We start from the raw sequence: 18,250 nt of genomic DNA, 5'->3' as shown, positions 1-18,250 counted from the left end.
GTCTGGAATCCGGCTTGCCGTGTATGCCACCTTGGCAATGCGGCGAGCCGATGAATTCACGGAGAACACAATTCCCGGGAGATCTTCCGGCTTGCGGTCCCCAGTCATGCCGACCGTGCACAGATCTCAAGAGGATTTCCATGTCGACCCGTTTTCTGACCTCCCTCACCGGCTGCGTGGCGGTGTTGGCCGCCGTACTGCTCGCCGCCCCGGCCGGGCGCGCCGTCTCTGACGCGTCCACCGCCCACGAGGTCGTCGCCGAGGGGCCGGCGGTCGCAGCCGTGCCGTACAGCTGGGGCTGGGACTAGGCACCCGTCCCCCTCCGGCCGACTCAGTCTTTCAGGAATTTCCATGCACCGAACCGCCCAGACCAGCGACTGCGTACTGTCCCACTGCCCCGCGGGGCGCGGCCGGCGCCTACCGGGCCCCGTCCCGAACGGGGCGCCGGCCGGGCGCTTGTGCCGGGCCTGCCGGGACCGCCTCGCCGTCGCGCTGTCCGAACTGCCGGGCCTGCACCGGGAGATCGAGTACCTCCTCGGACCGACGGCGACCGCCCGGGGCGAGCGGGTCAGCGGCAGCCGGAGCCCCGGCCCCCTCTTCAACGAGGAGGCCTCGGCCGTCCGCACGTCGATGCTCGGCGTACTCGCCTCCTGGTCGGGCGTGGTCGCGGGCCTCGGGGTGACGGCAGTCGTGCCGGAGCGGAAAGTAGGACCGCTCGCCGCCTTCCTGCTCCGGCACCTGGACCTCTTGGCCGCCCACCCGGCCGCCGCCGATCTGGCCGAGGAGGTCAAGGCGCTGACGGCGGACGCCCGCAAGGTGATCGGCCCGGCCGCCGTCCGGCAGGTCGCGCTCGGCAGCTGTCCGCACCCCGGATGCGCCGACGTGGTCGAGGCGCGGATGGGTGGCGGACAGGAGGCGGGCGGCGGAGTGCGCTGCAGGAGCGGTCATTCCTGGCCCGCCGGCGCATGGCTGGAGCTGCGGCGTCTTCTGTCGGCGGGCGCCCCGGCTCCCGCCCCTCGGGGACGGATGCTGCCGACACGGCTCGCGGCGCAGGCCGCCGGGGTGTCCGAGGCCACCGTGCGCAAATGGGTGAGCCGCGGAAAACTCACCCGCTACGGAAGCCCGTCGCGCGCCGAGTTCAACATCGACGAACTCATGGCGCTCACGGTCGACTGATCGGAATCAGTATCAGTTCGGTGCCGACGGCACTTCCGGTGCCTTCATAAGAACGTCGAAAAGGTCCTCGCCCGGTAATCGACATTGCCGGACGGGGGCCATTTCGGCGTTCCCTCTTTTTCCCCCTTCCCTGATTTCCCCACCTGTTTGACACGGTGCCGCGGAAGTGTCACGCTCTTGGTGGCGGAAGAAGTGTCGAAATTTTCGACCGCTCGATGAATCCCCTCCCTGATGTGAAGAGACCGTCACGGACGTGCTGGATTCCGAATGCTCCGCACCGCTCGTCCCGCGCATCGCGCCGTGCCGCCACGTTGCCGAACTGACAGGGTTCACAGTGATTAATTCCGACGCCGTCATCGCGAACGCCCTGGACGAAGTCCGCCGGTCCCGGAAAGCCTGGGAGGAACGGGCGTCCGGTACCGCGTCCGCGGGGACCGCGTACGAGGAATTCCTGATCCACCTGCGCACGTCGGTCCCCTTCTACCGGGACGCGGACGCCGGGGCGGGCCTGCCGCTCGTGGGGCGGGCCGACCACCAGGACCACGGCCACCGCTTCCGCGCGGAACCCGAGGCCGGCAGGCAATTCCGGATCTCCTCCAGCGGCACCACCGGCCGGCCCTTGGAAGTGACCCTGGACGAGGCCTCCTGGTACGCCGTCAACTATCACTTCTTCGCCCAGATCCGGAGGCTCGCCGGACTCTCCCGCGGGGTGTTCCGCCGTGGGGCGCCCGGCGTGCTCTTCGTGAGCAACAAGCCGGGCCGGCCCAGCTTCGTCCGCCCCCTGCCCTCCCTGGACGACGCGCTGTACCTGCGTCTCCAGCTGCCGGACGCACCGGCGGACACACTGGCGCTCCTCCACAAGTTCCAGGCTCCCGTGCTCTACGGCAAGCCGACCTACCTGCTCGACCTGCGGGCGGCGCTGCTGGCCGCGGGCGCCGCGCGGGCGCCGTGGCGGCCGCAGCTGATCCTGGTCAGCGGCGAGTGCCTGCACCCGGACGACCGTGAGCGGCTCACCGGCTACTTCCGGGCGCCCGTCGTGAACGCCCTCGCGTCGACGGAGGGCGGGCTGATCGCCGCGACGGAGCCGAACGGGTCGCACTTCCACGTGTTCGGCGAGAACGTCCGCCTGGAAGTGCTCGACGGGAGCGGACAGCCCTCGCCCCGCGGCCGGGGGGAGCTGCTGCTCACCAATCTGGTCAACCGCAGCACGGTCTTCGCCCGCTACCGGACCGGCGACTTCGCCGAGCTGGAGACCGCCGAGGACGGCAGCCAGCGGCTGCTGTCACTGCACGGCCGGGAACCGCGGACCGTGCGCTTCCGTTCCGGCGAGCTTTCGGCGGACGAGGTGACCCGGGCCATCGGCTTCCTCCCGGGCCTCGCGGACTTCCAGTTCGTGTCGAACGGTGGGGGCCGCACCCTCCTGTACTGGTCCGCGGAAGCCTCCTGCGCCGACCCGGCGGCCGTGGAGGCCGCCCTCCGCGACACCCTGGCCGCACTCCTCCCCGGCGAGGACCCGCAGCTGGAGCGGCGCGCGCGCATCACCCCGCTGGGCGGGAAGAAGCGGCGCTTCCTGCTCTGAATTCCCTCATGCAGAGGCACCACACCAACGTCTGGATACTTCGATGACGCTAAACCTGACCTGGACGGGCAACCAATTCCTGGACCCGAGTGAACAGGCCGAACAGATGATGTCGGCCACGAAGTCGATGGACATCACCAACAAGGACGACGTCTGGGGCGAGAGCGTGGCCGCCGCAGCGGCGGCGCATTTCGACGTGCCCGAGGAGTTCGTGCGCGTCGGCGCGGGAGCGACCCAGCTCATCGACACCCTGCTGCGCAGCGCCTACCGGGGTCTCGTGGTCGACGTCACCCCCAACTTCCATCTCACGGCGACGGTGTCCCGGCAGCAGGGGTGGAACTACACGAGCGTCCCGGTGCGCGAAGCGCACGAGCTGCTTCCCGCACTGGAGCCGTACCTCGACCGCCCCGAAGCCGTCATTGTGCTGTGTTCGCCGCGCAATCCGCTGGGCTACCAATTCGATCTTGAAGACATTTCCGCGCTGCTGAGCCGGGCCCAAGGGCTCGTGGTCCTCGACGAGGTGTACGCCGACTTCGCTCCCCGCACGGCCCTCGGACTCGTCTCCCGGTACCCGAACCTCGTCGTCATGCGGACCTTCTCCAAGGCCTGGGGTCTCGCCAACCTGCGGATCGGCTTCGCGGTGTCGCAGGCCTTCGCCCGCGAGGACTTCCGCTTCTGGCTCATGCCCAACAGCGTCTCGGGGGTGGCCCAGCGCACGGCCCTTCGACTGCTCGCCGAACCCGGTGCCGTCCACGACAGCGTCCTGCGGGCCAGGGCGTGCCGGGAGGAGCTGGCGGCCGGCCTGAGCGCGATCGGGGGTGTGCGGGTCTGGGCCTCCGACGCCAACTACCTCTGCCTGGAGACCCCGCACGCACAGGCCGTCGTCGAGGCGCTGCTGGAAGCCGGATACCGGACCCGCCTGCTGCACGACTTGAAGGGCTATCCCGAGGACTGGCCGCTCGGCCTGCGTATCTCCGTACCACGGGAGAGCGAGCTCGACGCGATCGTCGGGTGCGTCGCCCGCGTGCACGAGGCGGCGGTGCGCCCGGCCACGGCACACCGGTGAGCCCTTCCGGAGAGGTGAACGGGCCGCCGTCGCTCAGCGCCGACGGCCGTTTCGCCGGCTGGCTCTCCAGTGGCTCCGCCGCCCCGAGGCTGGTGCTGTACGACGTGGCGGCACGGCGCGAGCTGAGCCGCTCCAGCGTCGGGGCGGCACGCTGCCGCGCATTCACCTGGACCCACCTGCCCGGTGTCGGGCTGGCCGTGGCGGATGCGGACGGTGCCGAGAACTGGGCCCTCTACCGGGTCCGGGCCGAAACGTCCGAGTGGACGCCGCTCGGTGTCGATCCGGCCGCGCGCACGCAGGTCGTCGGGCTCTCGGACCGGCGTCCCGGCGAGGTCGTGCTCAGCGCCGACAGCGGCGACGCGGGCCGCCGCGACTACCTCAGGGTCTGTCTGCTCACGGGCGAGAGCGAGCCGGTGCTGCGCGGGTCCGCGCACTCCGCCGTGTACTTCGACCGCGACCTGCGCCCCCGGCTGACCGAGACCGTCCTCCCGGACGGCTGCCGGGAGCTGCGGCACATGCCGGGCCCCGGCCGGGACCCCGAGGACGCGCCGTACCTGCGCATCGCGCACGAGGACGCGCTCACCGTGCGGGTGCTGCGGTTCAGCGACGACGGCCACAGCCTGTACCTCGTCCTGCCCCACGGCCCCGACGGCGTCCAGCTCGCCGTTCTGGACTTCCGGCCGGGGGTTCCGGCCGGCGAGCCGCGCACCCTGTACCAGGTCCGCGGCGGGGACTTCGCCGACGTGCTGTACGCGCCGGACACCGGCGTGCCGGACCTGGCCCACGTCGAGCGGGCCCAGCGGGAATGCGTCGCGCTGGACGAGCCGGGGAGCGAGCACATCGCCCGGCTGCGCACCGCGCTCGGCACCGAACCCGTGGTCCTGGAGCGTCGCGGCGGTCTGTGGTTGGCCGCCTCGCACCGTCCCGAGCGGGAGGTGGTGTACGCCGTACACGACGTGGGCACCGGCGAGACCTGGACCCTGACCGAGGCACGGCCCGGCCGGGAGCCGTCGGCGGTGGAGTGCCGGCCGAGCTCGGTCCCGCTGCGCGACGGCGGTCACGCCGTCGTCTACGTCACCCGCAGTGTGCGGGCGTGGCGGGCGGGCGCGCCGGGGCCCACCGTCCTGCTGGTGCACGGCGGTCCCTGGCGGCGCAGCCGTTGGGAGTACAACGAGCGGCGCGCCTGGCTCGCGGAGCAGGGGTACACCGTGGTCGAGCCCAATTTCCGCGGCTCGACCGGTTTCGGCTCGGCCTGGATCAACGCCGCCGACCGGCAGTGGGGCCACGCCATGCAGGACGACCTGGAGGACGCCCTGGACTGGGCGGTCGCCGAGGGCCTCGCCGACCCGGACCGCATCGCCCTGCTGGGGGGCAGCTACGGCGGCTACGCGGTGCTCCAGATGGCCGCGACCACGGATCGCGAGCTGCGCCGGGTGGTGGCGACCTCGCCGCTGACCGACCTCGTCCGGTTCCTGGAGGAGCCGCCCGCGTTCTGGCTGGCCGCCGCTCCCATGCTGAGGCGGCGCATCGGCGATCCGGCCGAACCGGGGCAGCGGGCGCGGCTGGCCGCGTCCTCGCCGGTCAACCGTCCCGAAGGCTTCCGCTGCCCGGTGCTGCTGGTGCACGGCACCACCGACAGCCGGGTGCCCGCCGAGATGTCCACCCGCATGTTCATGGCGCTGGCCCAGGCGGACCGGGACGCCTCGCTCGCCCTCTTCCCCGACGAGGGCCACGAGGTGGTCACCACGGGCAACCGCAACGCCCTGAACGTCCTGCTCGCCCGGTACCTGGCCGAGGGTCTCGGCGTACCCGGGCCGAGCGCGGACGGACCGGCGGCCGGCCCGCAGGGCACGGGCATGAAGCTGTTCGACTCACCACGCGCCACCCGCCGCAAGGCGGGCCGGGCACCCAACTCTGGAGCGGAGCATGGCACTTCATCTGACGCGCAGTAACGCGCTGCTGCTGCTGACCCCGAAGACCGGCAGCACCTGGATCCGTAGGAAGATCAGGGAGCTGGGCATCCCCGTCGAGGAGGTCGGCGACCCCGCCATGCGGGAACACGATCTGCTCGCCGACTTCGACCGGTCGCGGTACGGCCTGGTCGGCGCCTTCGTCCGTGACCCGCTGGAGTGGTACCGCTCCTACTGGTCCTACCGGATGGAGAAGGGCTGGCGTCCGCAGTACGCGCTGGACGAGCACTGCGAGAGCGATGTCTTCGAGACCTTCGTCCGCCGCGCGGTGACGACGCTGCCGGGAGCCCTGGGCAACATCTACAGCTCGTACGTGGGCACCCCGGGGGAGGAGGTCGACTTCATCGGGCGCCAGGAGGACCTCCAGTCGGACTTCGCCCGCTTCCTCACCCTGGCGGGCGAGGAGTTCGACGCCGATGTCCTCGCCCGGGGCAGCCGCGTCAACGCGACGACGATCCGTCCGGACTACCCGGAGGAGCTCAAGGAGCTGATCACGCTCTCCGAATGGGAGACGATGGGGCGCTTCGGCTACCTCGCCGACCGACCCGACCCCATCGCGCTGGCCGACATGCAGGCCCGCTACCCCGAGGACGCGAACGACCTGCGGCTCCTCTCACTGTGGACCGAGAAGATCCACTGGGCGCCGGACGACAAGAAGCGCGAGGCGGGCCGGCCGGTGCCCGCGGCAACCCGCCACGCCCGCGTCAACAGCAACTTCGCGCTGTACGCCGAGCACAAGAAGCAGGACCCGCAGTACGCGGGCGGCCGCTACCGCGAGGCGCTGCGGCTGGACCCGGCCCACCCCCGGACCCTGTGCAACTACGCGCTGTACGTGGCGAAGCACGAGGCAGACGTCGCGCAGGCCCGGACGCTGATGCTGCGGGCGCTGCGCGGTCGCCCCAACCACCCCTACACGCTGGGCAAGCTGGCCTGGCTGACCGCCGGTCCGCTGGACGACCCGGCCCTCGCGGAAGTCCTCTACCGGCAGAGCCTGATCGCCAACGCGGACCAGCAGGAGCTGCGGGTCGAGTTCGCCAACTTCCTCGACCGGCAGGACCGGGCCGAGGAGGCGCTGGACCTGCTGGCACCGGCGGCCGAACGCCAGGACGCCGACCGGCTGACGCTGCTCACGCACGCCTCGCTGCTGGCCCGGTCCGGCCGTGTTGCCGAGGCGCGAACCTTCCAGGGGCGGGCCGCGGCGCGGGCCGCGGCCGTCCCGGAAGCCGCGTAGTCCAGCGGCCGAACGAACGGGGGCGGCCGCGCGCCGCACCGTTCCCCCCGCACAACATCGCCCAAGGAGACAAGATCTTGCATACGGAGAACGCACTGGCCCGGGCCATCCAGGACGAGCACGTGACCAGTGCGGGCAAGTCGGTGGAGCAGATCGCCGCCGACGCGCGGGAGGTCATGGAGAAGAACCGGATCTGCCTGATCCGGGACTTCCCCCTGGACCCCGACCGCTACCTGGAGTTCCTCGGCCACTTCGGCGAGCCGCTGAAGAACTACTCCTCGCTCAGCGCGCTGGCGAAGACCGACCCGCACCCGCAGATCAACCGGGTCAAGTACAAGAAGAAGGCGGAGGGCGCCCAGTCGGTGCACTACGTCGCGGGCGGCCTGCGACCCCACTCCGCCCGGTCCTGGCGTTCCCCCAGGCCCTCGCACTTCGCCATGCTGATGGTCGAGGCCGGCTGGCGCGAGGTACCGGCCGGCGAGCGCGGAGAGTCCGTGGTGGTCGGCTGGGAGGACCTGTTCACGCGTCTCGCGGAGCGCGACGCGGAGGTGTTCCAGGAGCACTTCGCGCGGCTGTCCACCACCCCGATCACCTTCGAGGCGAACAACGTCCGCGAAGAGCTCAGCAGCCTGCCGCTGCTGTATCCGCTGCCCGACGCCCGGGGGCCGTACGACGTGGGCGTGCGGCTGAAGCAGGACCTGAGCGAGAAGATCGTGGCCATCCGGGAGCACATCCCGGATTTCGAGGCGTACCAGCGCTCGCTGGACTACCTGCTCGCGGCCAGCGCGGACGAGGCGTTCTTCGCCTGCTTCCCGCTGGAGAGCGGTGACCTGCTGCTGTTGGACAACCACCGCTTCGCCCACGGCCGTCTGAAGATCGTCGGCGAGTACCTGGCCGACGGCGAGACCCGGACGAACAACCGTGAGCTGTGGAGCGTCACGGTCTCGCCCCGCGAGGGTGCGAAGGCCCCGTCGGCGGCCGACGGGGCCGAGCAGGCCGAGCCCGCCGGGGGGCAGGAGGACCTGGTCGCCGTCTGCGCCGAGCTCCAGGGAGAGCTCGACGCGCTGATCGGCGGGACGAGCGGCGGCGCGGCCGCCCAGTCACTGGACACCGCAGTGGCCTCCCTCAAGGAGGTCGAGCAGCGCAACGTCTCGTCGGTACAGCTGGTGGCGCTCTCGCACCGCTGATCCCCGTACCGCTCCCCGGTCTCTCCGCCCCCGCCCCCGCCGGGGCGGAGAGACCCGTACCCGCAGGCCAGAACCCGTGCCCGTACACTGTCGGCGCCCCAAAGCAGTCGAGCACCCAGAGGAAGTCGGATCCGCCCCATGTCACTGACCGGAAAGCACGTCCTCTCCAGCGACCTCTTCGACAGGGAATCACTGGAGGAGCTCTTCGAACTGGCGGATCTGCTGACGCCGGTGGCCCGGGGCCGTCAGGTGACCCGGGTGCTCGAAGGCGCCGTCATGGCCAGCCTCTTCTTCGAGGCGAGCACCCGCACCAGGCTCAGCTGCGAGTCCGCGTTCCTGCGCCTGGGCGGCGGAGTGACCAGCACGACGGGCGCGGAGATCATGTCGATCGCCAAGGGCGAGTCGCTGGCCGACACCAGCCGCGTGGTCAGCGGCTATTGCGACCTCGTCGTGATGAGGCATCCCGAAGTGAGCGCGGTGCACGAGTTCGCAGCCGCCACCCACGTTCCCGTGATCAACGGGGGCAACGGCGCCGGCGAACACCCGACGCAGGCCCTGCTCGACATGTTCGCGCTGCACCGGGAATTCGCCCGGACCGGCCGCCGCATGGACGGCCGCCGCCTCGCCCTGGTCGGCGACCTCCGACACGGCCGCACCGTGCACTCCCTGATGAAGCTGGTCTCGCGGTACGAGGACCTGACCATCGTGTGCGTGGCCCCCGAATCCCTGGGTATGCCCGCCGACCTGCTGGAACTCGCCGAGAGCCGGGGCCACCGCATCGAGTTGAGCGACGACCCGGAGAGCGGCCTCAAGGACGCCGACCTCGTCTACACGACGCGGTTGCAGACCGAGCGGTTCACGGACCGGCCGGTCCCCTACAGCGACGCCTTCCGCGTGGACAAGGCGCTGGTGAGCCGCGCCTGCCGGGCCGATGCGGTGATCATGCACCCGCTGCCGCGGGACGGGCGCCCGGGCTCCAACGACCTGGCGACCGACCTGAACGACGATCCCCGTCTGGCGATCTTCCGGCAGACCGACGCCGGCATCCCCATGCGGATGGCCCTGTTCGCCTCGGTGCTCGGCGTGGCCGACGCCGTCCCCGGCTCGCTCCGGCCGGCGGCCTGGTACCGCCCGGACTACACCGGACCCGAGGACGCACCGTTCTACAAGAACGTCGCCCTCTGACGGCAAGTCACACCACACCACACGACACCACACCCCCGAGAACGCCGAAGCGGGCCGGTCACCACCGGCCCGCTTCGGCGTTCTCGGCTTCTGCCCGTCCCACAAGCGGGACAGCGCGGCAGCCAGAACGACGGATGAGAGGTATTGCATGAGCGTGGATACGAAAGCGGCGCAATCCACGAGCGACTTCGCCGCCTACCGCAACCCGCTGGTCTCGGTCACGATGGCGAGCACCTTCTTCCTGAAGCTGGTCTCGTTCCTCTGCATCCCGTTCATGACGATCTACCTGAGCAAGAACGTCGATGCCCCGCTCTACGTCATCGGCGTCATCGTCGGGCTGAGCCAGATCGGTTCCCTCACGGCCGGCTTCTTCAGCGGGATGCTCGCCGACCGGGTCGGCAAGCGGCTCGTCCTGCTGGTGGGCCTCTTCGGCAGCGCGTTCGTCTTCCTGATGTTCTTCCTGGTGGCGACGTTCCTGCGCGGGAGCGCCCTGTTCCCCGTGGTGTTCGGTCTGCTCAACGCCGGCTACGGGGTCATGTCGGCCTTCTTCTGGCCGGTCACCCAGGTGCTGATGGCGGACAGTCTGCCCAAGGAGCGGCGGCCCGCCGTCTTCCGGCACCGCTACGTACTGACCAACTTCGCCGTGGGCATCGGCCCGCCGGCCGGAGCCCTGCTCGGCATCGCGTCGGCCCGGGCGGCGTTCGTCATCTCCGGCTGCTCCTACCTCGTGTTCGCCATCGCCTTCTGGTGGCTCACACGAGGCACGCGCTTCGGATTCTCGGCCGGACCCACGGAGCGGCGGAGCTTCACCGGCGCCCTCAAGGTGCTCGCCGGCGACCGGGTGTTCCGGGGCCTGACCGTCTCGATGATCCTGTTCACGCTGGCGTACTGCCAGATCGAGTCGAACCTGTCCGCGGTCGTCAACGACGGCTTCGCCGACGGAGTGCGGTTCTTCTCGATCCTGCTCACCGTCAACGCGGTCGCGGTGATCGCCCTGCAGCCGCTCGCCACGGTGATCTCGAAGAGGCTCGACCCGCGTCGCACGATCCTCCTGGGCAACGGCCTGTTCACAGTGGTCTGCCTGCTCTTCTCCCTCGTGACCTTCGGCAAGGCGGGGCTGATCGCCCTCGTCGTGCTGGTCAGCATGGCCGAAGTACTCGTGGTCCCCACGGTCAGCGTCGTCGTCGACGAGCTGGCCCCGCCCACCATGCGCGGCACCTACTTCGGCGCGGCGACGCTGCGCAACCTCGGCCTCGGCGCCGGACCGGCCCTGGGGGGCCTGGTACTGGCCTTCCTCGACCGCGGGCTGCTCTTCGTATTCATGGGCTTGTGCGGCGCGGCCGCCTGGGCCGTCGTCCACCTCACCCTCAGGGAGAACCCCGGTGCGCATACTGATCCTTCATCAGAACCTGTTTGAGAGGCTCGGCTACGAGCAGGCCATCGACCACGCCGCGCACGATGTCACGTACGCGGGCGCCGCGGAGTACCTCGGCAACATCCCGGACCACATCCGCTGCGACACGTACGCCTGGGACCCGGCGCTGCCCGTCACCGATCAGCTGCGCCCGCTCCTGGCCGAGCGGCCCCCGTACGACCGGATCATCGCCCGGCACGAGCTGCTGATCACCCCGGCGGCCGAACTGCGGGCCGAATTCGGCATCCCCGGCATGGGGCCCGGCACCGCCCGCAACTTCCGCGACAAGGTCGCGATGAAGCACACCCTGGCCGAGGCCGGGTTCCGGGTGCCGCGCTACACGACCCTCGACCAGCCGGAGGGCACCGCCGCCCGCTGGTCTGGCGCCACCATCGTCAAGCCGCGCGACGAGAGCGGCAGCCAGGGCATCGAGCTCTTCGCCACCTTCGAGGACGCCATCGCGTTCGTCCGGGAGCAGAGCGGGCGGAACGCCGCCTTCGCGGCCGCGTACGAGCTGGAGGAGTACGTCGAAGGGCCGATCTGGCACGTCGACGGCTTCCTCTTCGAGGGGCGGGCCGTCGTGGTGCAGCCGTCCCGGTACGTCGGGACGCCGCTTCGCTTCGAGAACGGCGAGCCGCTCGGTTCGGTCCAGATCGACGACCCGGAGCTGGCCGAGTGGGCCGTGCGCTGCGTCCGCGCGCTCGGCGGCGAGACGCTCACCTTTCACCTGGAAGCGATCATGACCGAGGACGGACCGGTCTTCATGGAGGCCGCCGCACGCTGCGGTGGCGGCTACATCGTGCGGGCCACCGAACTGCGCACCGGCGCCTATCTGCATACCCTGGACATGGCCTCGGACGTCGAGTCCGCGCTGGCCACCCGGTTCATCGGACCCGCCCGGGCCGACCTCAGCCACGGCTTCTTCCTCTTCCCCGGACACGTCCACGATGGCGCCGAGGTCATCGTGGAGGTGGCCGACGGCCTGCTCGACGACCCGCTCGTGCTGAGCCACCGGATCGTGGCGCCCGGCACGCCGACGAGCCGGAAGAACTCCTACCGCCCGGAGCACCTGCCGCTGTCCGGAGTGGTCGCGGGCAAGGACCCGGCGGAGGTCGAGCGCTGGCTCCGCCGGCTGCTCGACACCACGACCGTGGTCACCCGTTCCCCGTCCTGCACCGAGGCGTACGACGGCCTCGGCTGCGGCCCCGACGACCACGAACTGGCCCACCGGCTTGCGGAGGAGGCCGGCACCCTGCTCCTCGGCCTGCGCACGGAGGAGGCCTTCGCGGACGCCAAGGCGCTCAAGGACCTCGGTGACACCCGCTCGCACGAGTTCCTGACCGCCGAACTCGCCCGGCACCGGCCGCTGGACGCCGTGCTCTCCGAGGAGGGCGCGGCCGATCCCGCGCGGCCGGCCGCGGGGCGCGTGTGGATCGTCGACCCGCTGGACGGGACCCGCGAGTTCTCCGAGGCGGGCCGGGACGACTGGGCCGTGCACGTCGCCCTGTGGTCCGACGGCCGACTCGTGGCGGGTGCCGTGGCCCTCCCGGCCCAGGGCGTCGTCCTCTCGACGGCTTCCGCTCCCGTCGTCGCCCCCGCCGCTGCCCGGAACCTGGGCATCCTCGGCAGCCGCTCCCGGCCGCCGGCCTTCCTGGAGGAGGTCGCCGAGCGGGTCGGCGCGGAACTGGTCGGCATGGGCTCGGCCGGCGCCAAGACCGCCGCCGTGGTCCAGGGCCGGGCACGCGCCTACATCCACGCCGGCGGCCAGTACGAGTGGGATTCGGCCGCCCCGGCCGCCGTGGCGCTCGCCGCGGGACTCCACGCCTCCCGCCTCGACGGCACCCCGCTCCGGTACAACCAGAGCGACCCGTACCTGCCCGACCTCCTGGTCTGCCAGGCGGCGGACGCTCCGGTCCTGCTCGCCGTACTGCGCGAGGCGCTGGAAGCGCAGGTGCAGCGGTGACGCCGGCCGAGAGCGGCTGCACGCTCTGGCTGACCGGTCTGCCCAGTGCGGGCAAGACCACCCTGGCGCTGGCTCTGGCCGAGCGGCTGCGCGGCGACGGCCATCGCACCGAGGTCCTGGACGGCGACGAGATCCGCGAGTTCCTCTCGCGCGGACTGGGCTTCAGCCGGCAGGACCGGTACACCAACGTCGCCCGGATCGGTTTCGTAGCCCAGAAGCTGGCCCGGCACGGAGTGAAGGTGCTGGTGCCGGTCATCGCCCCGTACGCGGACGCGCGTGCCGCCGTCCGCGCGCAGCACACGGCCGCGCGGACCCCCTTCCTGGAAGTGCACGTCGCGACCCCGGTCGAAGTGTGCGCCGTCCGCGACGTGAAGGGCCTGTACGCGCGGCAGGCGGCGGGCGAGATCGCCCACCTGACCGGTGTGGACGACCCGTACGAGATCCCCGAGGCACCGGACCTGCGGCTGCAGACCGCGGGCCGACCGGTCGCCGAATCCGTCGGCCTGCTGCACGGCCTGCTCATCAAGAAGGGAATGGCGTGACCACCGTTACGCATGCCCCCGCCCTCCGCCCCACGCACCTGGACGTCCTGGAGGCGGAGTCGGTCCACATCTTCCGGGAGGTGGCGGGCGAGTTCGAACGCCCGGTCATCCTGTTCTCCGGGGGCAAGGACTCCATCGTGATGCTGCACCTGGCGCTCAAGGCGTTCGCGCCCGCGCCGGTGCCGTTCACCCTGCTGCACGTCGACACCGGGCACAACTTCCCCGAGGTGCTCGACTACCGCGACCGGGCCGTCAAGGCACACGAGCTGACCCTGCACGTGGCCCGCGTACAGGACTTCATCGACGACGGACGGCTGAGTGAACGGCCCGACGGGACCCGCAATCCGCTGCAGACGGTTCCGCTCCTCGACGCCATCGAACGCAACCGCTTCGACGCCGTGTTCGGCGGCGGCCGCCGCGACGAGGAGAAGGCCCGCGCCAAGGAGCGCGTCTTCTCCCTCCGGGACGAATTCGGCACCTGGGACCCGCGCCGCCAGCGCCCCGAGCTGTGGCAGCTCTACAACGGCCGCCACGCCCCCGGCGAGCACGTGCGCGTCTTCCCGCTGTCCAACTGGACCGAGCTGGACGTGTGGCAGTACATCGCCCGCGAGAACATCGAACTCCCCGAGATCTACTTCGCCCACGAGCGCGAGGTGTTCCAGCGGGGCGGCATGTGGCTGACCGCCGGCGAATGGGGCGGCCCCAAGGACGGCGAGAGCACCCAGAGGCGGCTCGTCCGCTACCGGACCGTCGGCGACATGTCCTGCACCGGCGCCGTGGACTCCGACGCCACCACGCTGGACGCCGTGATCAGCGAGATCGCCGCCTCCCGGCTCACCGAGCGGGGCGCGACCCGCGCCGACGACAAGATGTCCGAGGCCGCGATGGAAGACCGCAAGCGCGAAGGGTACTTCTAGCCATGACCTCCACCACCGAGCAGTTCGCCGACGTCTCGGCGACCACCCTGCTGCGCTTCGCGACCGCCGGCTCCGTCGACGACGGCAAGTCCACCCTGGTCGGACGGCTGCTGCACGACTCCAAGTCGGTCCTCACCGACCAGCTGGAGGCCGTCGAGCGGGTCTCCGCCAGCCGCGGCCAGGACGCCCCGGACCTCGCGCTGCTCACCGACGGCCTGCGGGCCGAACGCGAGCAGGGCATCACCATCGACGTCGCCTACCGCTACTTCGCCACCGCCCGCCGCCGGTTCATCCTCGCCGACACCCCCGGCCACGTGCAGTACACCCGCAACATGGTCACCGGCGCCTCCACCGCCGACCTCGCCGTCGTCCTCGTCGACGCCCGCAACGGCGTCATCGAGCAGACCCGCCGCCACGCCGCCGTCGCGGCCCTGCTGCGCGTGCCCCACGTGGTCCTCGCCGTCAACAAGATGGACCTGGTCGGCTACGAGGAGCAGGTCTTCGCCAAGATCGCCGAGGAGTTCACGGCCTACGCCACCCGGCTCGGCATCCGCGACGTCCTGGCCGTGCCGATCTCGGCGCTGGCCGGGGACAACGTGGTCGAGCCCTCCGCCCACATGGACTGGTACGGCGGCCCGACCCTGCTGGAGCACCTGGAGACGGTCCCCGCCGACGGGACCCCCGTCGACCTGCCGTTCCGCTTCCCGGTGCAGTACGTGATCCGGCCGCAGAGCGCCGAACACCCCGACTACCGCGGCTACGCGGGCCAGATCGCCTCAGGCTCGCTGTGCACCGGTGCCACCGTCACCGTGCTGCCCTCCGGGCACCGCGGGACCGTCGCCGGGATCGACGCCCTCGGCGCCGTCGTGGAAACCGCCTCGGCGGGCCGGTCCGTCACCCTGCGGCTCGCCGAGGACCTCGACGTCTCGCGCGGCGACCTGATCGTGGCCGGGGAACCGCCCCGGCTCACCCAGGACGTCGAGGCGACCGTGTGCCACCTCCACGAGCGCCCCCTGCGCGCCGGCGAGCGGGTGCTGGTGAAGCACACCACCCGCACGGTGCGCGCCGTCGTACGGGAGGTGTCCTGCCGGATCGACATCGACACGCTCGAACGACACCCGGGGGAGGAGGGGCTGTTCGTGAACGACATCGGCCGCGTGGTGCTGCGGACGGCCGAGCCGCTGGCACTCGACGACTACCGGGACAACCGGAGCACCGGAGCCTTCCTGTTGATCGACCCGGCGGACGGCTCCACCCGCGCGGCCGGCATGACCGGTTCCACCACGCTCGACGGAGGCGCACGTGCCTGACGTCGACCTCTTCCGCCTCTTCGCCGGCCTCACGGTACTGATGGTCTCCGCCGTGTTCACGGGCCGGTTGTTCGGGCGGTTCCGCCAGCCACCCGTCATCGGCGAGATCCTCGGCGGTCTGCTGTTCGGCCCGTCGCTGTTCGGATTGATCGCCCCGGACGCACAGGCCTGGCTGTTCCCGAAGACAGGTCCGGCGGCGGCCGGCCTGGCGCTGGTCTACCAGTTGGGCACCCTGCTGCTGATGTTCCTCGCGGGCATCCAGATGCGGACGGTGTTCTCCCGGCAGGACAGCCGTGCCGTCGGGATCATCGCGGTGGTCGGCATGGTCGTCCCGTTCGCCTTCGGGCTGCTGCTGGTGCGGCTGGTCGACCTGTCCGCAGTGATGGGGAGGGCCTCGAACGAGACCGCCCTGACCCTGGTGATCGCCTGCGCCGTGGCCATCACGAGCATTCCGGTGATCTCACGGATCATGCTGGACCTGGGCATCGCGGGAACGCCCTTCGCCCGCGTGGTGCTCTCGGTCGCCGTACTGGAGGACATCGTCCTCAACGTGGTGATCGCGGTGGCCCTCGGCATGGTCGACCGGGGCAAGCACGACACGTTCGGAGCCGCGACACTGGTCGGCGCCGGCTCCGGATACGGGTCCGCGGCCTACCACGCGCTGGTTTCGGTGGGCTTTTTCGGGCTGGTGGCCGGGGTGAGCACCCTCGTACGCCGGTCCCTGGCCGCCCGCCGGGGCGCCGCCGGCCAGGACCGTCCGACCGGCGGGATCCCGTTCCAGCTCGCCCTGGTCCTGACGGCCGCCGCGGGCTGCCTCTTCCTGGGCATCACGCCGATGTACGGGGCGTTCGTCGTCGGTCTGGTAGCGGGCCGGGCACGCAGCGGCGCCGACTCGCAGGCCGTCGGCCTGAAGGGGAGCGAGCCGACGCAGGCCATCCACTCCTTCGCCACCGGGTTCTTCATCCCGGTGTACTTCGCCGTCGTCGGCCTGAAGCTGGACCTCGTCCACGCGTTCGACCCCCTGTACACCCTGCTGTTCATCGCCTTCGCCTGCGCGGTCAAGGCCGCCAGCGTGTACGTGGGCGCCCGCTGGGCGGGCCGGCCCCCCGACAACGCCGTGAACCTGGCGATCGCCATGAACGCGCGAGGCGGCCCGGGAATCGTGCTGGCCACGCTCGCGTACGACGCGCAGATCATCAACGCCACCCTGTTCACCACCTTGGTCCTCACCGCCGTCTTCACCTCGCTGATGGCCGGAAGCTGGCTGGAGAGGGCGGTCAAGGCCGGGCAGCTGCCCCGCACGAACGGTGCGGACCCGCTCCCGTCGCCTTCCGCCACCCGGCGGCCGGAACCCGCCGAGGCGGTGTCCCCATGACCCCGCCCGCCCTCTGCACCTGTCTGCCGGGAGCCACCCTGTGGCTGAACGGCGCCCTGCGGCACCCGGTCGCCGAAGAACTCGCCGACCGTCTGCGCGACGGCCACCACCGCCGCGTGGAGGTGCTCGACCCGGCGGCATCGGCCGTGCCCGGCGAGAGCCGACGGGCCGCCGCCGAACGGGTCGGCCTCGTGGCCGAGATCCTCGCCCGCCACGGCATCCTCGCCGTGGTCACGGCGCCCGACGGGGCTGCGGCGGACCTGGACCGGGTTCGCTCCCGCCACCGGCGGGCCGACGCCGTCTTCCTCGAAACGGCCCCGGCGGGCCCGGATGCCGCCACCCCGACCGTCGACGTGCTCCTCGCCCTGCTGGCCGAGCACGGTCTCGTCCCCGTCGGCTGACCTCCGCCGTCCGGACCGACATTCCTCCCTGGAGTTGCACGCCATGTTCGACACCATCGCCATCGACTGCGCCGGCCTCTCGCCGGCGGAGATCGAAGCGGCCACCACCGCTTCCGTGGCCGACCACCGGCTCGCGTACCTGCGGAACTTCCCGCTCGACGTCGACCGGTACATCGGCCTGCTGGAGGCCCTGGGCGAGCTCTGCCCCAACTACGCCGCCGGTTCCACGAAGGCGGCGTACGCGCTGCACCCGGCCATCAACACCGTCCGGTGCCGCGCGCCGCAGTCCGAGGGCACCGAGCGGGTCCAGGAGAAGGCCGGATCCCTGCCGATGCACTCGGGCCGCTCCTTCGCCCGCCGGCGCCCGCTGCACCTGGCGATGCTGATGGCCGACCCGGGCTGGCAGGACTTCCGGCCCGGCCACAACGGCGAGTCCCTCATCGTGCGATGGGGCGACGTGCTCGCCGAGATGCGGCGCCGTCACCCCGAGCACTGGGTCGAGGACCTGCGGCTGCTCACCGGCTACGCGATGAGCTTCCCCGCGTCCCACCTGGACGAGGACGCCTCAGAGCTGCCCTTCCTCTACGTCCCCGGCAGCCCGCGGCGCACCGCGGTGCCGGACGACTACGCGGCCCGACTGCCGCAGAACGTGGACCGGTTGCGGACGGCGGCCGAATCGGTCAAGGGCGGTGAGCGCTGGTTCGAGGCAGTGCTCCGTTTCAAGGACGTCGCGAACGACCCCGCCGTACAGCAGGTGTACGTGATGGCCGCCGGTGACGTGGTCGTCATCGACAACGACCGCTACGGACACGGCCGCCAGGAGGTCGTGGCCACCCGGACCGAGGCCGACGGTGCCCTGTCCGTGAATCCGCGGACGATCTGGAGCGTCAACATCCAGTAGCCGTGCCGGCGCTCGTCCACACATCGATCTTCT

At 71.3% G+C, this 18,250-nt stretch carries 16 protein-coding genes; all 16 read left to right on the top strand.

Features of this window, described 5'->3' with window-relative positions:
• Positions 1 to 140 precede the first annotated feature (140 nt).
• The 16 genes from ACIBAD_RS14535 to ACIBAD_RS14460 all read left to right on the top strand — a co-directional run bounded on the left by ACIBAD_RS14535 (position 141) and on the right by ACIBAD_RS14460 (position 18,217).
• Positions 141 to 308, top strand: coding sequence for a hypothetical protein (locus ACIBAD_RS14535; protein WP_166682036.1), 168 nt, complete (start codon positions 141 to 143; stop codon positions 306 to 308).
• 43 nt (positions 309 to 351) lie between these two features.
• Positions 352 to 1,176, top strand: a complete 825-nt coding sequence (locus ACIBAD_RS14530; RefSeq protein ID WP_134070561.1) for a DNA-binding protein — start codon at positions 352 to 354, stop codon at positions 1,174 to 1,176.
• Between the two features lie 334 nt (positions 1,177 to 1,510).
• A complete protein-coding gene (locus ACIBAD_RS14525; RefSeq protein WP_398906776.1) occupies positions 1,511 to 2,755 on the top strand; it encodes a hypothetical protein in 1,245 nt (414 codons plus the stop codon).
• A 43-nt stretch (positions 2,756 to 2,798) separates the two neighbouring features.
• Positions 2,799 to 3,821 (top strand): histidinol-phosphate transaminase, encoded by a 1,023-nt coding sequence (locus ACIBAD_RS14520; protein ID WP_134070556.1) that lies wholly within the window; start codon positions 2,799 to 2,801, stop codon positions 3,819 to 3,821.
• The gene (locus ACIBAD_RS14515; protein WP_398906774.1) at positions 3,818 to 5,773 is read left to right on the top strand and encodes an alpha/beta hydrolase family protein; all 1,956 of its coding nucleotides are present in this window, start codon (positions 3,818 to 3,820) and stop codon (positions 5,771 to 5,773) included. The genes ACIBAD_RS14520 and ACIBAD_RS14515 overlap by 4 nt, the downstream gene beginning before the upstream one ends.
• On the top strand, positions 5,748 to 7,022 hold the full coding sequence (locus ACIBAD_RS14510) for a hypothetical protein (RefSeq protein WP_134070552.1): 1,275 nt from the start codon (positions 5,748 to 5,750) through the stop codon (positions 7,020 to 7,022). Before ACIBAD_RS14515 ends, ACIBAD_RS14510 begins: the two co-directional genes overlap by 26 nt.
• A gap of 77 nt (positions 7,023 to 7,099) precedes the next feature.
• On the top strand, positions 7,100 to 8,209 hold the full coding sequence (locus tag ACIBAD_RS14505) for a TauD/TfdA family dioxygenase (protein WP_134070550.1): 1,110 nt from the start codon (positions 7,100 to 7,102) through the stop codon (positions 8,207 to 8,209).
• Positions 8,210 to 8,347: 138 nt separating this feature from the next.
• Positions 8,348 to 9,394, top strand: coding sequence for an aspartate carbamoyltransferase (gene pyrB, locus ACIBAD_RS14500; RefSeq protein WP_134070548.1), 1,047 nt, complete (start codon positions 8,348 to 8,350; stop codon positions 9,392 to 9,394).
• 148 nt (positions 9,395 to 9,542) lie between these two features.
• Positions 9,543 to 10,811, top strand: a complete 1,269-nt coding sequence (locus ACIBAD_RS14495; RefSeq protein WP_398906771.1) for an MFS transporter — start codon at positions 9,543 to 9,545, stop codon at positions 10,809 to 10,811.
• Positions 10,777 to 12,771 (top strand): inositol monophosphatase family protein, encoded by a 1,995-nt coding sequence (locus tag ACIBAD_RS14490; RefSeq protein ID WP_398906769.1) that lies wholly within the window; start codon positions 10,777 to 10,779, stop codon positions 12,769 to 12,771. The genes ACIBAD_RS14495 and ACIBAD_RS14490 overlap by 35 nt, the downstream gene beginning before the upstream one ends.
• Entirely contained in the window at positions 12,768 to 13,313 is a 546-nt protein-coding gene (gene cysC, locus ACIBAD_RS14485) for an adenylyl-sulfate kinase (protein ID WP_134070544.1), read from the top strand. Before ACIBAD_RS14490 ends, cysC begins: the two co-directional genes overlap by 4 nt.
• On the top strand, positions 13,310 to 14,230 hold the full coding sequence (gene cysD, locus ACIBAD_RS14480; RefSeq protein WP_134070541.1) for a sulfate adenylyltransferase subunit CysD: 921 nt from the start codon (positions 13,310 to 13,312) through the stop codon (positions 14,228 to 14,230). Before cysC ends, cysD begins: the two co-directional genes overlap by 4 nt.
• A gap of 2 nt (positions 14,231 to 14,232) precedes the next feature.
• Positions 14,233 to 15,540, top strand: coding sequence for a GTP-binding protein (locus tag ACIBAD_RS14475; protein ID WP_134070539.1), 1,308 nt, complete (start codon positions 14,233 to 14,235; stop codon positions 15,538 to 15,540).
• A complete protein-coding gene (locus ACIBAD_RS14470; protein ID WP_398906766.1) occupies positions 15,533 to 16,915 on the top strand; it encodes a cation:proton antiporter in 1,383 nt (460 codons plus the stop codon). The genes ACIBAD_RS14475 and ACIBAD_RS14470 overlap by 8 nt, the downstream gene beginning before the upstream one ends.
• Entirely contained in the window at positions 16,912 to 17,316 is a 405-nt protein-coding gene (locus ACIBAD_RS14465; protein ID WP_134070535.1) for a hypothetical protein, read from the top strand. The genes ACIBAD_RS14470 and ACIBAD_RS14465 overlap by 4 nt, the downstream gene beginning before the upstream one ends.
• Positions 17,317 to 17,359: 43 nt before the next feature.
• Positions 17,360 to 18,217 carry a TauD/TfdA family dioxygenase gene (locus tag ACIBAD_RS14460; RefSeq protein ID WP_398906764.1) on the top strand — a complete coding sequence of 286 codons (858 nt, stop codon included), beginning with the start codon at positions 17,360 to 17,362 and terminating at the stop codon, positions 18,215 to 18,217.
• Positions 18,218 to 18,250 lie beyond the last annotated feature (33 nt).

The organism is Streptomyces sp. NPDC051109, assembly GCF_044455885.1.
GTDB lineage: Bacteria > Actinomycetota > Actinomycetes > Streptomycetales > Streptomycetaceae > Streptomyces.
This window is presented reverse-complemented; position numbering and strand designations above follow the sequence as displayed.

Excerpts from the sequence above, each read along its gene's own strand:
- ACIBAD_RS14535 (WP_166682036.1), top strand. The coding sequence starts at position 141 with ATGTCGACCCGTTTTCTGACCTCCCTCACCGGCTGCGTGGCGGTGTTG.
- ACIBAD_RS14530 (WP_134070561.1), top strand. The coding sequence starts at position 352 with ATGCACCGAACCGCCCAGACCAGCGACTGCGTACTGTCCCACTGCCCC.
- ACIBAD_RS14520 (WP_134070556.1), top strand. The coding sequence starts at position 2,799 with ATGACGCTAAACCTGACCTGGACGGGCAACCAATTCCTGGACCCGAGT.
- ACIBAD_RS14510 (WP_134070552.1), top strand. The coding sequence starts at position 5,748 with ATGGCACTTCATCTGACGCGCAGTAACGCGCTGCTGCTGCTGACCCCG.
- pyrB (WP_134070548.1), top strand. The coding sequence starts at position 8,348 with ATGTCACTGACCGGAAAGCACGTCCTCTCCAGCGACCTCTTCGACAGG.
- ACIBAD_RS14495 (WP_398906771.1), top strand. The coding sequence starts at position 9,543 with ATGAGCGTGGATACGAAAGCGGCGCAATCCACGAGCGACTTCGCCGCC.
- ACIBAD_RS14475 (WP_134070539.1), top strand. The coding sequence starts at position 14,233 with ATGACCTCCACCACCGAGCAGTTCGCCGACGTCTCGGCGACCACCCTG.
- ACIBAD_RS14465 (WP_134070535.1), top strand. The coding sequence starts at position 16,912 with ATGACCCCGCCCGCCCTCTGCACCTGTCTGCCGGGAGCCACCCTGTGG.
- ACIBAD_RS14460 (WP_398906764.1), top strand. The coding sequence starts at position 17,360 with ATGTTCGACACCATCGCCATCGACTGCGCCGGCCTCTCGCCGGCGGAG.